The sequence below is a fragment of the Corynebacterium confusum genome (assembly GCF_030408715.1).
In the GTDB taxonomy this organism is placed as follows: domain Bacteria; phylum Actinomycetota; class Actinomycetes; order Mycobacteriales; family Mycobacteriaceae; genus Corynebacterium; species Corynebacterium confusum.
On the sequence record NZ_CP047202.1, the window covers coordinates 343,345 to 358,043 of the forward strand.

Sequence of the window (14,699 nt, forward strand, 5' to 3'; positions counted from 1 at the left end):
TTCAAGAATATAGAAATGAATGTCGGAGTTCAATTACATGAACAACTAAGACAGTACACAGTGAACACCGCGCTCTGCAACGAGCTAGCTAAAATAGCCCCTATGCATGTCAGCGATCTGCCCGAACGCACGCAGGACTACCTGAAGGTCCTGTGGGACTATGAGGAGCACCACGGCGAGGGCACCCCCATGGCGCTAGGCGAGCTCGCCACCGCACTGCAGCAGAAGCTGCCCACGGCCTCCGAGGCGGTCAAACGCCTGGCCAAGCAGAAGCTCGTGGTCCACGAGCGCTACTTCGGCGTGGGGCTGACCCCGACCGGCCGCGAGCTGGCCGTGGTGATGGCGCGGCGCCACCGCCTGCTAGAGACTTTCCTGGTGCGCACCCTCGGCTACAGCTGGGACGAAGTCCACGCCGAAGCGGACGCCTTGGAGCACGCCACCTCCGATCGCTTCGTCGACGCTATCGATGCCCACCTGGGGCACCCGGTCCGCGACCCGCACGGCGATCCCATCCCGCGCGCCGACGGCAGTTCGGAGCCGCTGTCACCGCAACGCCTCGCCCAGGCAGAACCCGGGGCAGAGGTGATCCTCGAGCAGGTCAACGACTCCGACCCGGAGCTGCTGCGCTACCTCGACCGCTTCGCCGTGCACCCGGGATCGGCCTTGCGCGTGGTCGCCGCCCCCATGGCCGGGCTGTTAGAGGTGGAAACCTCCGCCGGGGCCACCTTCACCGTGGCAGAGGGCGTGGCCCAGGAAATGGTCGTCCGGCCGGCGGATAAAGACAGCTAGACTGGGCAGGTATGACTTCCCGCGTAGTTTTAGGCTGTACCTCCATGACCCCGCACTCCTACCCGGATTCCCCGCGCCGGGCGGAGATGGTCGACGTCCTGCGCGGCGCGCTGGCAGCCGGGGTGGATACCTTTGACACCTCGGAGATTCAGGGCCCGTTTACCGGCGAGGAACTGCTGGGCGAGGCCCTGGGCGGCCGCGGCACCGTGGTCACCAAATTCGGCTGGGAGATAGAAGACGGCACCCCGACCGGCCGGCTCAACTCCCGCCCGGGGGTCATCCGGGCCAGCGCCGAGGGCTCGCTGCGGCGGCTCGGAAGGGACCAATTGGACGTCTACCTCCAGCACCGCGTGGACCCCCAGGTGCCCATCGAGGAGGTCGCGGGTACTATCGGCGAGCTCATTCAGGAAGGCAAGGTTGCCCGCTTCGGCCTGTGTGAGGCCGCCCCGGATACCATCCGCCGCGCGCACGCGGAATGTCCGCTAAGCGTTATCCAGCACGAATACTCGCTGTGGACCCGCGGCCCGGAGGCCACCGTCCTGCCGGTCGCCCGGGAGCTGGGCCTGGATGTTATGGCTTATTCCCCGCTGGGCAAGGGCTTTTTGGCCGGCTCGGCCCAGCCGAACGATGACTCCTCGTCGCCGCGCCTGCACGCGGAGAACTTCGCGGCGAACCAGCAGCTGGCTCAGGCCCTCTTCGCGCTGGCCGAGGAGTGGGGGATGACCTCGGCGCAGCTCGCGCTGGGCTGGCTGCTGGCCCAGGGTGCGGACATCTACCCGGTGGCCGGCAGCACCAACCTGGAGCGCATCCGCGCCAACGCCGCGGCACAGCCGCTGGGCCCGGCCCAGGTCGAGGCCGTCGATGCCGCCGTGGCCGCCCACCCCGTGGCCGGCGCACGCTACACGGACAAGCACCTGTCGTTTATGGACGCCGGCCTGGAAAACTAGGCCGGCGCTATCGGCCTAGCCGGCGACGGCGGGCTCGGGGACTGGGGCGGGCGTGGCCTTGGGCCGGCTGAGGCGCCGCAGCGCGGCAGTCAAGACCAGCTGGATTGGCCCGCGGAAGAACTTGGACAGCCATAGGCGGCTAAAGGCCACCAGGAAGGCGCAGGCGTACCTGGGCGGGCAGGAAGAGGCCGGCGCGGTAGAGGCGCGCCCCGTGTCCTTTATTCATGTAGAGCCTTCTTTCTGCTTCGAATTGGCTGAGCAGAAACTCTAAACGCGGCGTGTGGAAAGTTACTGGGGCTAGCATGCGCGCTGGCCCCGAAGATTCCGCCAACTAGCCCTGGAAGAGCTGGACCATTGCTTGGCGGTTGACCTTGCCCGGGCCGGTGGTGGGAAGCTCGTCCATCCGGCGCAGATCCTTGGGCAGCTGCCAGCGCGGGGTATCGGCTTCCTCGAGCGCGTCGATGATGTCTCCGCGGGAGGCCCAGCCGGTGTAGGCGGCCACGATGGCCTGGCCCAGCCGTGGGTGGGGGACACCGACCACGCAGACGTCGTTGACGCCGGGTACGGACTGGATGGCGCGCTCGAGCACCTCGGGGTGCAGCTTTAGCCCGCCCGAGTCGATGATGTTGTCCAGCCGTCCGGTGACCTCCAGCCGGGCGGTCTCGCCCTGGCTGTGGAGGACGCCGCCGTCGGAGGTGGCGAACCAGCCGGGCTGGGCGAAGGCCGGGTGATCTGGCACGTTGCGGTAGCCGTGGGCGATGGTGGGCCCGCCCAGGTAGATACGGCCGTTATCCACGGTGACCTGGGTGCCGGGCAGCGCCTGGCCGTCGTAGACGCAGCCGCCGGCGGTCTCGGAGGAGCCGTAGGTGGTCACGACGGCGATGTCCAGCTTGGCCGCGGACGCGGCGAGCTGCGGGTGCAGGGCCGCGCCGCCGACCAGGATGGCGTCGAAGGCACGCAGCGCCTCGATGCCGGCCAGGGAGTCCAGTGCCTTGCCCAGCTGCATGGGGGTCAGGCCGGTGTAGAGGCGATCTCCGGTGCGGTTAAGTTCTGCGGCGGCGTGGGCGAAGGCGTCCACGTTGAAGCCTTCCGTTAGGTCCAGGCACCAGGGATCCACGCCGGCAACGAGCGAGCGGACCAGGACCTGGAGGCCGGCGATGTGGTGGGCGGGCATAGCCAGCAGCCACTGGCCGGGCCCGCCCAGGCGCTGGTGGGTGGCGTCCGCGCTGGCGACCAGGTTGACCGCGGTCAGCTGCGCGCCCTTCGGGGTGCCCGTGGACCCGGAGGTGGGCACCACCAGGGCGATGTCGGCGTCGATGGGCTGGCCGCAGCGCTGGGAATTGGTTAGCACCGTGGTTTTGGCGCGGTCCGTGGCGGGCACGGGCAGAAAAGACTTATGCCCCGCTATCGCTGCCTCCAGGTCGGGGAGGATGGCGGCGGGCCGGTCGGGGTGGACGGCTAGCGGGGCGAGGAGATGAGTCACGGTCACACAGTTTAGCCGCGGGCGGCGCGTTTGCCGAAGAAGATGCGGTCCAGGGAAATCTGGCCGGCGCCAACGGCAACGAAGGTGAGGGCGGCCGCGGCGATAGCGCCGACGAGCTCCCAGCCGCCACCGTCGATGAACAGGCCGGAGGAGAAATGGTTGGCGAAGATGCCGGCGCCGACCATCTGCAGGACGGTCAAGCCGCTGACCCAGCGGGTGAACAGGCCGGCGATGATGAGGATGCCGCCCACGAATTCGATGACGGCTGCCACGACGGCGGCCAGGCCGGCGGCAGACACTTTACAGTTTAACTAATCCGCTGTCTATCCCAGAGGGAAAATCTGTTGAAAAGTCCACGAAAATTAGCGCAGGCACACCAAAATTGATCAAACGTACAGTTGGGCTTTTGGCACTTCCGAAGAATATTGACAACCGTCCCGTAGCAGTCATCGGCGCTGGCGTTTTAGGTTAGCGTATCTCTTTGATGCTCTCCGCCCGCGGCGCCTGGCTGGTCATTGAGGCCGTCCCCGAGGTCGTCGAGATCAAGAACGACACCTACGAAGGCCTCAAGGACGCGCTGGACGACGACGCCGTGTTGGCTACCAACTCCTCGTCCTACGCGTCGAGCACCTTCGTCGATCACGTCAAGGATCCGACCCGCTTTTTGAACCTGCACTTCGCCATGCCTCCGGTGCAGAACTTCATCGAAATCATGGGCTCCGGCCAGACCGACCAGGAGCTCTTCGATTTCATGCTGGAGCACATGGCCATCTACGGCCTGCAGGTCGTGTCGGTGTACAAGGAATCCACCGGCTTTGCCATCAACCGTGTCTGGGGTGAGGTCCTCACCGTCCTGGGCGAGGGCGTCTCCGATGCTGAGGCTATCGATGCCGCCTTCAAGGAACTGACCCAGGGCACCGTCGGCCCGCTGGAGCTGCTGGACAAGATGGTCGACGAGGGCAAGCTCGGACTGAAGTCCGGCGAGGGCTTTTACCGCTGGGAAAACGGCCAGCCGCAGCTCTAGTCCTAAAAACTCGGCTAGTCGGGGACTATGACCGTATGTCGCCTAGCTCCGGCTCGAGTGACCTCCGCGGACAGCCCGTAGAGGCTCTTGATGAGCTTGGCGGTGACTACGTCCGTTGGCTTCCCGTGTGCGACTAGCTGACCGTCTTTAAGCGCCACGAGGTGATCGGCGAACCGCACGGCCTGCTGAAGATCGTGGACAACGGCGATGACTGTTTTGTGCTCATTGGCACTCAGGCTGGCGATTAGCGTTAGTAGCTCGTGTTGGTAGCCCAGATCCAAAAACGTGGTGGGCTCGTCCAACAAAAGCACCGGGGTGTCCTGGGCCAGCGCCATGGCTAGCCAGGCGCGTTGGCGTTGGCCACCGGACAGTTCACTCAGGCGTCGGTCTGCAAGTTCGCCGAGTTCCACGGTGGAAAGAGCCTGGGAAACTTTGTCCCAGTCCTGGCTGCTGCGCTGGCCCAGCAGGCCCTGGTGGGCGAACCGGCCGCGTGCTACCAGCTCGGTCACGGTGAGGTGCTCAGGGGCGCTTGCGTCTTGGGCCATCAGTGCGATGCAGCGAGATAGCTCCTTGCGGTCGAAAGAACCTATCTCTTTCCCATCGAGGCAGATGGTGCCGGCGGTGGTGGTCAGCACGCGCGCCAGCGCGCGTAGCAGCGTGGACTTGCCGCAGCCGTTAGGGCCAATGATGCAGGTGAATTGTCCGCGCGGGAACTCGACGCTTAACCCGCGCACGGCCGTAGAATCGCCGTAGCCTACGGTGGTCTCCTGTACTGTGATGGCGGGGGGTGGGGTGGTGGAGGACATGGAGGCGGTCAAGGAATCCTTTCTGGGGCTGGGGCAGGAGTTGAAGCTGTTCGACACTATCGCGGGGCGAAGCCCGGCAGGGGCGCGGAGTCTATCTGCGGGAAGCTCGGCTGGTGGCCAGCATGAGGGCTATTAGATAAACCCCGCCGAGGGTCACGGTAACCACCCCTACAGGCAGCATGACGGTTGGAAACAGGTGCTGGCCGATGATGTCGCAGACCAATACCAGGGTGGCCCCGGTTAGTGCAGTGGCCGGTAGGTTGACGCGTTGACCACCGAGCAAAAAGCGGGTCAGGTGCGGTGCCGCCAATGCCACGAAAGAAATCGGGCCGGCTAGCGCTGTACACAGGGAGGTCAGTAGAGCAGAAATGGCCAGGAACAGTAGCCGGGTACGGGTGACGTTTAGACCCGTGGAGTAGGAGGTGTCATCGGCTAACTCCAGCGCTTCGCAGCACGGCCCCAGCACCAAGCTGAGCGCGGTGACTAGGGCCAAAATCGCAGCCGCTGGAGCGACGAATCTCCATTCGAGTCCGTTGAGCGAACCAGCTGCCCACGTGGCTACCGCCAGAGCGGTATCCAAGTCTGCGTTCAGTATCAGGTAGCGGTTCACCGCTGCCAGGGTAAGTGATACTCCGATCCCGACTAGGATTAACCGCATCCCGCTTACTTGTCGGCGCACCGCCAGGGTCATGACAATCAGAGCAGTAAGACCGCCGCCGGCGAGCGCGCCAATCGCGACGTTGATAAAGCTGCTAAAACCCAGGTAACTGACCACGATAACGCCGGTGTAGGCGCCGGTGTTGAAGCCGATAATATCGGGTGAGCCCAGTGGGTTGCGGGTGAGAGTCTGAGACAGTGTCCCAGCCACTGCTAGCCCAGCACCGATTAAGGCGCCTGCCGTGACCCGCGGCAGGCGCCACCCATAGACCACCCTGGCGCCTAAACTGGATTCGGAGCCGGGATCGGGGTGGATTAGCGCCTGCCAGGCGGTGCCATGGTTCAGACCCGCGCCAGGGAAAGTCAGGGCCAGCACCGCGGCGAGGAGCACCACCACGGCACTGAGAGTGATTACCATCCTACTCCGGTTACGGGAACGGGCGGCGATGTCGCGAACGTCTGAGACCTCTGGCGTCCTCATAAAGTCACCTGCTTGCGTTGGGCTAGAAAAATCAAAAACGGTGCGCCGATGATGGCGACGGTCACGCCGGCGGGTAGCTCACCGGGCAGGAGAAGCCTTCCTAAGATATCCGCGGCGAGCAACAGGATCGGGCCGGTGAGTCCACTTACCCAAATCTGGTCACGTTCGTTGGTGATGCCGGCTTGGCGTACTAGGTGGGGGACTACCAGGCCAACGAATGCTAGTACGCCGACAGCTGCGGTGACGGTTGCCGCAAGCAGGGATACCACCAAAAGAGCTAGCGCCCGGGTGCGCGCGACGTGGACGCCTAGCGCCTTTGCAGTAGACTCGCCCAGCGGCAGGATGGCCAAGCGGGGGGCGAGGAATGCCAGAGCTACTAAGGCGACGGAAAGGCCGGTGGCCATGAGGTAGAGCGGGGTGGCGGCAGCCACGTCCAAGCTTCCGACCATCCAGGATTTGATGCGGGCGAATGTCTGTGGGTCCAGTAGTGACATCCCCTCGGAAAGGCCCTCGAACACAGCGGATACGGCCACGCCGGCGAGGACGATCCGTAGGGGGTCGATAGAGCCGGAGGCGTCGCGGCCGAGGCGCGTGACCAGTATCATGGTCCCGCCTGCGCCGACGAGAGCAGCGGCGGTAAAGGCGAGCGGGGAAGAAAGCCCTAGCGCGCTGAGTGCTAGCGCGGCGGCGAAGGCGGCGCCGGCATTCATTCCGAAGACCCCTGTATCGGCCAACGGGTTGCGCGTGATGATCTGCAGGACACAGCCGGCCATCGCGAGGCCCGCGCCAGCTAGGAGAGCGGCGATGGTGCGGGGGATGCGCCGTGCGAGGAGAATTTCTCTGGCTGTGCTGCCGCTTGACTCTCCCAGCAGCCCAGCAACTACCTCCGCGGGGCGGAAGAATTGAGCGCCCACGAACAGGCTGAGAGTTGCCAGACACGCGAGTATTAGCACTGCAGCAGCGATAAAAACGGTCAGCGGCTGGGAAGGAACGCGACGGTCTAGGGCGTTCGGTGCGCTCTGAGCAGGCACCGTTGAGCTGTTGTGAGTCATATTGCTGCAATAGTAGCGCACGTTAGTATAGGCTAGCCATCATGGTAAAGCATTTATTGAGTAAAAAACACTCCCTATCAGGTGCGGCGACTGTCGTCGTACTCGCGCTAACGCTGACTGGGTGCAGCGCCGCTGAGAACGGTGAGTCAAAAGATGGTCAGGGAAACCAGGAGGTTGCCTACAGCGGTGAGCGCTTTGAAACCGCGGACGAGGAAACCGCGAAGTTGGGAACCGATGCTGAACCGGGCCAGTTCCCGCGCACCATCAAGCACGCCAGCGGTGAGACGGAAATAAAGGACAAACCGCAGCGCGTAGTCGTGCTAGACATGGGGGAGCTCGACTCCGTAGTTTCCCTGGGTATTAAACCGGTGGGGATGGTGACTTCTAAGGGGCAACATCCGGTCCCGGACTACCTAGCCGACCACGTGGAGGGCGTGCCCTCGGTGGGAACCATCCAGGAAGTCAACGTTGAAAAGGTGGCGGAGCTGAAACCCGATCTCATTCTCGGTTCGCAACTGCGCGTCGACGACTTGTACGGCCAGCTATCGGATATCGCACCGACCGTGTTGTCCATTCGCCCAGGGTTTCCCTGGAAGGAGGATTTCCGTCTCGTAGGTGATGCGCTGGGCGAGGAGGAAAAAGCCGTGAGCATTCTCAACGACTACGCGGACACCTTGGCCGAGGTTAAGAAAAAGATGCCCGCGGACACCACCGTATCGATGCTGCGATTCATGCCGGACAAAATCCGCCTCTACGCCAACAAGTCGCTGATCGGCGTGATCCTGCACGATGCCGGCTTGGCTCGGCCGGAAAACCAAGACGTCGACGAGCTAGCTACGGAGATATCGCCGGAAACCATTTCTGAGGCTGACGGCGAATACATCTTCTACTCCAGTTACGGCGATCCGTCCGCCACGGGTGAAGCCACCATCGTGAATTCCGAGCAATTCAAGAACCTGCCAGCTGTCAAGGCCGGTAGAGCCTTCCGCGTCAGTGATGATCTCTGGTTCTTAGGGTTGGGGCCCACCGGAGCCGAGAAAATCGCCAATGAACTAGTCGACTACTTGGACGTCGACTAACTGGCTTAGACATTAACCAGGTACAACTGGTCTAATAGTAATAGGGGAAGTCGTCCCAGTTGGGCTCGCGCTTTTCGAGGAAGGCTTCCTTGCCCTCGACCGCCTCATCGGTCATGTAGGCCAAGCGGGTCGCCTCCCCGGCGAAGACCTGCTGGCCCATCAGGCCGTCATCGGTGAGGTTAAACGCGAACTTCAACATGCGCTGCGCGGTGGGGGACTTCATGTTGATTTCGCGGCCCATCTGGATCGCCGCGTCCTCGAGCTCGCCGTGATCGGCGACCTCGTTGACCGCGCCCATCTCGTACATCCGCTGGGCGTCGTAGGTCCGGCCCAGGAAGAAAATCTCGCGCGCATACTTCTGGCCCACCATCTTGGCCAGGTAGGCGGAACCAAAGCCGGCGTCGAAGGAACCGACGTCCGCGTCAGTCTGCTTGAAGCGCGCCTCCTGGCGGCTGGCCACCGTCATATCGCAGACCACGTGCAACGAGTGCCCGCCGCCGGCCGCCCAGCCGTTGACCACGGCGATAACCACCTTCGGCATGGTCCGAATCAGGCGCTGGACCTCCAGGATGTGCAGGCGACCGCCCTCGACCTTCTCGCGCGCGGTATCCACCGTGGACTCGTCCGCCGTGGCGTCATCGTGTGCGTGCTCCGTGGCGTAGCGGTACCCGGAGCGACCACGAATGCGCTGGTCGCCGCCGGAACAAAACGCCCAGCCGCCGTCCTTCTGGCTAGGCCCGTTACCAGTCAGCAGCACCGTGCCCACATCGGGTGTGCGCCGCGCGTGGTCCAGCACCCGGTACAGCTCATCCACCGTGTGTGGTCGGAAAGCGTTGCGCACCTCCGGCCGGTCAATCGCCACGCGCACAATCCCATCCGCCCGGCTATCCCCGCGCAGCCGGTGGTAGGTCACATCCGTCAAGTCCTCGAAGCCGGAAACCGGCGCCCACAGCTCCGCCTTGAACGGGTTGTCCGTGCTGTATTTCCTTTGCTCAGTCATGGTCTCGACTGTAGCCAATCCCGGTGAGGTGGAACGGGTGCGGCCCCGCGGTCTTAGCCAGCTTCGGTGAAAGTGAAGAATTTTTCCTTCAGGTAGGTCGAGGGAGTTCCAGATTCTCTAGGTGTGATGAGCACAGCCTTGCTGGGTAAACGAGAGCGCAAAGTTAAGGGGAAGCTAAAGCGATTGTGAATCGCATGGGGGAGTGGTGTGTGGGGCATGTCAAAGAAAGTTATAGGAAGTATGGTTTTAACAGTCATGGTTGCGGTGATGCCTGCAGGGATGGCTGGTGCTGAGGAAGCGGCAGATGCTTCCCGGTTGAGCGCGAGAGGCCGCATCAAGTTATCGATGGGGGACAAGCTCAGAGTACCGACCCAGCTGCGTACGGTTATATTCCGGAGGTGGACGATAGTCCGTCTGGGGAAACTCAGGATCGGAGTGCTTCTGGGTATGAGCCCATCAACGGGTTTGGATTCACTTTCAACGGTGTGCCTTTTAGAGTGGCTACTGGAGAGTTGCAGCACAGGATTATTGGGTCCGGCAACTATATCAAGTCGGAGGGCGCACAGTATCGAGTCCCTTCCACCATTTGTAACTGGCGTGTCGATTATCAGAATCGTAGCGGTGCGCAGATTCACCGCACCTTCAAGGGGCAGAATCACGCGGGCTGTGGTTTCGGCGCTGTGTCCGATAACGGTCCCAGAAACGTTCATGTGAAGGCGGGATCTTAGCAGTGTGCCCGTTTCTTTGTGGCAGGCAGGTTCCGTGGTGAACAATGCCATAACATAGGTTAGTTGCATGAAGTTTATCTCTCGGATTATTGAGCTAGGAGCGCTACTGGTTGCCTGTGTAGCATTTTCCATCGGATTTAATGCGACGAATAATGCTTCCATTTATCTGCACCCCGGAACCGGATTAGAGGAAGCAACTCGGCTCCTCGAACAGGCACAAGCAATGTTTACTGCGGCCGCATTTAGCGGAGTGGTTTTCCTTATGTTGTTCCTGATGAGGCTAATTAGGTCTTTCGTACAGAGGACCCAGCGAGACGGCTCCTGACTTGGATGTTGCCTAAATTTTTCCGGCTGTTTCTGAGTCTTGGGGCATCCGATGGCTGCAATTTGAGAAGTAAATGCCATGTTGCCTCCCCGAGTCTCAGTTCCGGTAACTGCCCAGTAGGCTGGGGACATGAATCTTGATGATGTTTTAGACCGCGCTCACGTGGTCCAGCTTCCCATGGCGGTGAAGTTCCGTGGGGTGACGAGCCGGGAGGCGCTGCTCATTGACGGGCCGAAGGGCTGGGGTGAGTTCGCTCCCTTCCTGGAATACGGGCCGGAAGAATCCGCGCACTGGTTGCAGGCCGGCTTGGAGGCCGCCTACCAGGGCTTCCCGGTGCCCCTGCGGGACACGGTTGAGGTCAACGGCACGATCCCGGCGGTGCCGGCGGAGCAGGTCCCGGAGGTCATGCAACGCTACCCGGGTTGCACCACCTTCAAGATTAAGGTGGCGGAAAAGGGACAGACTCTGGATGATGACATCGCGCGCGTGGCGGCCGTGCGCGAACACGTCGCGGCCACGGGGGCCACGCCGGTGCTGCGCGTGGATGCCAACTGCGGCTGGACCGTGGACCAGGCGGTAGAGGCCGCGCAGCGCCTCATGCCGCTGGATTACATGGAACAGCCGTGCCAGACCGCGGAGGAACTAGCCGAGGTGCGCAACCAGCTCATGCGCCGCGGCATCTTCGTGCGCGTGGCCGCGGATGAGTCCATCCGCAAGGTCGAAGACCCGTTCCGTGTGGCCGAGCTGAAGGCCGCGGACGTGGCCGTCGTGAAGCCCGCGCCGCTGGGTGGCGTGCGCCGCGTGCTGAGCATCGCGAGCGAGCTGCGCGCTAGGCACATGGACATCACGGTGGCCTCCGCGCTGGATACCTCCGTCGGCATCAGCATGGGCCTGGCGGCCGTGGCGGCGCTGCCCAAGATTGCTGATGACGAGGACATTGACGTCGCCCCGGCCGCAGCGGGTCTGGCGACCGGCTCGTTGTTCCTCGAGGACGTCACCGCGCCCCGGGAAATCGTCGACGGGCACCTCAAGGTAGGCGCCACCGTCCCGGAGCCGGACCGCCTGGCCGCCTTGGCCGCCCCGGCGGACCGCCGCGACTGGTGGTTCGAGCGCCTGCGCCAGGCCTGGGAGTTCGTGCCTGCCCAGGAAGACTAATAGGGCACTTGCGGTGGGCCGCGCTGCCGTTAGCTTTCTGGACGTAGGCTGGATTACATGACGGAAGGAATGATTTCGGTCCGAGACGCCCACCTGCACAACCTGCGCCACGTCAACGTGGACTTGCCACGCGGCAGGTTGGTTGCGGTCACGGGGGTCTCCGGTTCGGGTAAGTCGTCGCTGGCATTTGGCACCATCCACGGCGAGGGCCAGCGGCGGTATTTGGAGTCCGTGGCGCCGTTCGCCCGGCGGCTGATCGGCTCGGCCGTGGACCCGCAGGTCGAGTCCATCACTGGCCTGCCGCCCACGGTGGCGCTGCAGCAATCGACCTCCGGCGGCGGGGCGCGCTCCACCGTCGGGACGGTCTCCGCGATGGCGAATACGCTGCGACTGTTGTACTCCCGTGCCGGTAACAACCCGGAGGGGCTCTACTCCGATTCCTTTTCCCCGAACACCCCGGAGGGCATGTGCCCGACCTGCCAGGGCCAGGGCGTCGAACACGTCCCGACGGAGGCCTCCATGGTCCCGGATCCCACCTTGAGTATCGAAGACGGCGCCATCGCCGCTTGGCCGGGGGCGTGGGCCGGCAAGAATTTCCACGACATCCTGGAGGAACTGGGCTTCGACCTGGACAGCCCCTGGCAGGACCTGCCGGAAAAGGACCGGCAGTGGATCCTCTTCACCGACGAGCGGCCCGTCGTAACGGTCAAGCCACACCGCGGGGCCGACCAAATCCAGCGCAACTACCAGGGCACGTGGCGCTCTGTGGCCGGGTACCTGAACAAGACCCTGGCCGAGACCGAGTCGGACACCCTGCGCCGGCGCACCCTGTCCTTCATGGAATCGCGCAGCTGCCCCACCTGCCACGGCCGCCGGCTGAACCCGCGGGCACTCGAGGTCACCTACGCGGGCCGGCCCATCGATGTCACCAACGCGTTGCCGCTCGACCAGCTGCACGCCGAGCTGAGCGAGCGTGCTCCGGAAGAAAACTCGGCCGAGGACCTGCTGCTCAAGCAGCTGGTGCCGACGCTGGCCTCCGCGGTGGAACTGGGGCTGGGCCACCTCAGCCTGGATAGGCCCACCACCACGCTGTCGGCCGGTGAGCTGCAGCGCCTGCGCCTGGCCGGGCAGCTACGCGCCGGGCTCTTCGGCGTGGCCTACGTGCTCGACGAGCCCTCGGCGGGCCTGCACCCGCAGGAGCGCGCCGCGGTGGCGCAGATGTGCCAGCGCTTCCTCGCGGAGGGAAACAGCGTCCTGCTGGTCGAGCACGACATGAACCTGGTGGCCCAGGCCGACTGGATAGTCGACGTCGGGCCGCAGGCCGGCAGCGGCGGCGGGGAGATTGTCTTCTCCGGCCCTGTGGACGAAATCATGGACCAGACCGACTCGCCGACCGCGCGGGCGCTGCGCCACCGGAAGCGTGAGCCGAAGAACGCCCCGCGCGAGGCCACCGGCCAGCTGGAGCTGCGCGGCGTCCAGGCCCGCAACATGGACGACCTCACCTTGAACATCGGCCTGGGCCAGTTCACCGTGGTCGCCGGGGTGTCGGGCTCGGGCAAGTCCACGCTGGTCAGCACCGTTCTGGCCGGCAAGTTGCGCGAGGAACTCACCGCGGTGACGGACACCGAAGAAGCCGGCGGGTGGTCCATCGACTCCGTTGACGGGCTCGACCAGCTCAAACGCGTGGTGCAGATTACCCAGAAGCCCATCGGCCGCACGCCGCGCTCCACCCTGGCCACCTACACCGGCCTCTTCGACGCGGTCCGCAAGCTTTTTGCCGGCACCGACTACGCCCGCGAGCGCAAGTGGACGGTCAGCCGCTTTTCCTACAACACCAAGCAAGGCCAGTGCCCGACCTGCCAGGGCGCGGGCAAGATCGAGGTCGAGCTGGTCTTCCTTCCCGGCGCTTATACCACCTGCCCGGACTGCGGCGGGGCCCGCTACAACGCTAAGACCCTGGAGGCGACCTGGCGCGGCTACGCCATCGCCGACATCCTGGCCCTGACTGTGGACCAGGCCAGCGAGGTCTTCGACGCTGATGATAAGGCCGAGGCCAAGGTGGCGCGTGCCATCGAGACCCTCCAGGCCGTCGGGCTGGGCTACCTGCAGCTGGGGCAGGGCGCGCCGGAGCTGTCCGGCGGCGAGGCCCAGCGCATCAAGCTGGCCACCGAGCTGCAGCGCTCCCGCAACTCGCGCCGCGGCCACACCATGTACCTGCTGGACGAGCCCACCACGGGCCTGCACCCGCAGGACGCCGCACTGCTGGGCGCCGAGCTCAACCGCCTCGTAGACGCCGGCAACAGCGTCGTGGTGGTGGAGCACGACCTGTCCTTTATCGCCCAGGCCGACCGCGTCGTGGAGATGGGCCCGGGCGCGGGCAGCCAGGGCGGGCAGATCGTCGCGGACGCGACATCGGCGGAGCTGGCGCAGCTGGATACTCCCACGGGAAAGGCCCTGCGCGCGGCCGTGTAAACGCTGCTGCCCGCCGGGGCGGGGCTGTACTCGGCACGCCCCGATCCGGTACTAATGGGAGTTATGCCTAATCGTTACGATAATTCCGACGACGAGACGCGCTATATCGGCCGCGTCCCCAACAGTGGCAACCAGCGGCCGCAGGACCAACAGCCGCAGGGCGGCCAAGAGCGCCCGCGTCAGTACTTCCCGGGCGAATACGACCCGAACCAGCCCCAGACGCAGCAGTACCAGGCCGGCTACCACCAGGACAACTACCAGGGTGGCTACCAAGATAACCACCAGGGCAATTACCAGCAGCCGGTGAGCGACTACGAGCCGCCGCGGGAGAAGAAGTCCGGCTCGGGCCTGGCCGGGGTCCTGGGTGCCCTGGCCGTCCTGGCGCTGGTGGCCGCCGGAGCGCTGTTCTTCCTGTGGCGCAACGCCGCCAGCGAGGCGGACAAGCCCGCGCCGGAGCCGGTGACCGAGACGGTCACCCACACCACGCAGTCACCGACCACCGTCACCGAAACCGAGACCACCACGGATAGCTCCGGCGAGGGCGAGAGCCTCCGAGACCGCGGCCGGGATCTGATCCCGTCGGAGGTGCCGGATGAGCTGTTGCCAGAGAACACCGAAGACATGGATGTCGAGGGCTGGCTGCAGGATCTCTTCGGCGAAGGCGGAGCACTGGAAAACCAGTAGAGGCAGCTAGACTTAGC

General features: G+C 64.3%; 13 protein-coding genes. 7 read left to right on the forward strand and 6 right to left on the reverse strand.

Going from position 1 to position 14,699, the window contains the following annotated elements:
* Window positions 1-102: 102 nt before the first annotated feature.
* Together CCONF_RS01655 and CCONF_RS01660 are read left to right on the forward strand one after the other, a co-directional pair.
* Entirely contained in the window at window positions 103-789 is a 687-nt protein-coding gene (locus CCONF_RS01655; RefSeq protein ID WP_290224575.1) for a metal-dependent transcriptional regulator, read from the forward strand.
* A gap of 11 nt (window positions 790-800) precedes the next feature.
* Window positions 801-1,736 carry an aldo/keto reductase gene (locus CCONF_RS01660; RefSeq protein WP_290224578.1) on the forward strand — a complete coding sequence of 312 codons (936 nt, stop codon included), beginning with the start codon at window positions 801-803 and terminating at the stop codon, window positions 1,734-1,736.
* A 331-nt stretch (window positions 1,737-2,067) separates the two neighbouring features.
* Here the strand turns inward: CCONF_RS01660 and menE are convergent, their stop codons facing one another.
* Both menE and CCONF_RS01670 read right to left on the reverse strand, forming a co-directional pair.
* Window positions 2,068-3,219: an o-succinylbenzoate--CoA ligase gene (gene menE, locus CCONF_RS01665; RefSeq protein ID WP_290224580.1), complete on the reverse strand. Its 1,152-nt coding sequence runs from the start codon at window positions 3,217-3,219 to the stop codon at window positions 2,068-2,070.
* A gap of 11 nt (window positions 3,220-3,230) precedes the next feature.
* On the reverse strand, window positions 3,231-3,518 hold the full coding sequence (locus CCONF_RS01670) for a DoxX family protein (RefSeq protein WP_290224582.1): 288 nt from the start codon (window positions 3,516-3,518) through the stop codon (window positions 3,231-3,233).
* Between the two features lie 185 nt (window positions 3,519-3,703).
* Between CCONF_RS01670 and CCONF_RS01675 the strand changes: the two genes are divergently transcribed.
* Entirely contained in the window at window positions 3,704-4,243 is a 540-nt protein-coding gene (locus CCONF_RS01675) for a 3-hydroxyacyl-CoA dehydrogenase family protein (RefSeq protein WP_290226183.1), read from the forward strand.
* Window positions 4,244-4,257: 14 nt separating this feature from the next.
* Here the strand turns inward: CCONF_RS01675 and CCONF_RS01680 are convergent, their stop codons facing one another.
* From CCONF_RS01680 to CCONF_RS01690, 3 genes are read right to left on the reverse strand one after another with little or no spacing between them, the layout of a single operon-like run.
* Window positions 4,258-5,106, reverse strand: a complete 849-nt coding sequence (locus CCONF_RS01680) for an ABC transporter ATP-binding protein (protein WP_290224584.1) — start codon at window positions 5,104-5,106, stop codon at window positions 4,258-4,260.
* Window positions 5,107-5,140: 34 nt separating this feature from the next.
* The gene (locus CCONF_RS01685) at window positions 5,141-6,124 is read right to left on the reverse strand and encodes a FecCD family ABC transporter permease (RefSeq protein ID WP_290224586.1); all 984 of its coding nucleotides are present in this window, start codon (window positions 6,122-6,124) and stop codon (window positions 5,141-5,143) included.
* Window positions 6,125-6,183: 59 nt separating this feature from the next.
* Window positions 6,184-7,140, reverse strand: a complete 957-nt coding sequence (locus CCONF_RS01690; RefSeq protein ID WP_290226185.1) for a FecCD family ABC transporter permease — start codon at window positions 7,138-7,140, stop codon at window positions 6,184-6,186.
* Window positions 7,141-7,280: 140 nt separating this feature from the next.
* Here CCONF_RS01690 and CCONF_RS01695 point away from each other — a divergent pair, with 140 nt between their 5' ends.
* The gene (locus CCONF_RS01695) at window positions 7,281-8,318 is read left to right on the forward strand and encodes an ABC transporter substrate-binding protein (RefSeq protein ID WP_290224590.1); all 1,038 of its coding nucleotides are present in this window, start codon (window positions 7,281-7,283) and stop codon (window positions 8,316-8,318) included.
* Between the two features lie 31 nt (window positions 8,319-8,349).
* On the opposite strand, the gene CCONF_RS01700 is transcribed toward CCONF_RS01695, so the two are convergent.
* Complete coding sequence (locus tag CCONF_RS01700) at window positions 8,350-9,318, reverse strand: 1,4-dihydroxy-2-naphthoyl-CoA synthase (RefSeq protein WP_290224592.1); 969 nt, start codon at window positions 9,316-9,318, stop codon at window positions 8,350-8,352.
* Window positions 9,319-10,500: 1,182 nt separating this feature from the next.
* Between CCONF_RS01700 and CCONF_RS01705 the strand changes: the two genes are divergently transcribed.
* From CCONF_RS01705 to CCONF_RS01715, 3 genes are all read left to right on the forward strand, one after another.
* Window positions 10,501-11,526 carry an o-succinylbenzoate synthase gene (locus CCONF_RS01705; protein ID WP_290224594.1) on the forward strand — a complete coding sequence of 342 codons (1,026 nt, stop codon included), beginning with the start codon at window positions 10,501-10,503 and terminating at the stop codon, window positions 11,524-11,526.
* 57 nt (window positions 11,527-11,583) lie between these two features.
* A complete protein-coding gene (locus tag CCONF_RS01710; protein WP_290224596.1) occupies window positions 11,584-13,998 on the forward strand; it encodes an ATP-binding cassette domain-containing protein in 2,415 nt (804 codons plus the stop codon).
* A 63-nt stretch (window positions 13,999-14,061) separates the two neighbouring features.
* The gene (locus CCONF_RS01715; protein ID WP_290224598.1) at window positions 14,062-14,682 is read left to right on the forward strand and encodes a hypothetical protein; all 621 of its coding nucleotides are present in this window, start codon (window positions 14,062-14,064) and stop codon (window positions 14,680-14,682) included.
* Window positions 14,683-14,699: the final 17 nt, after the last annotated feature.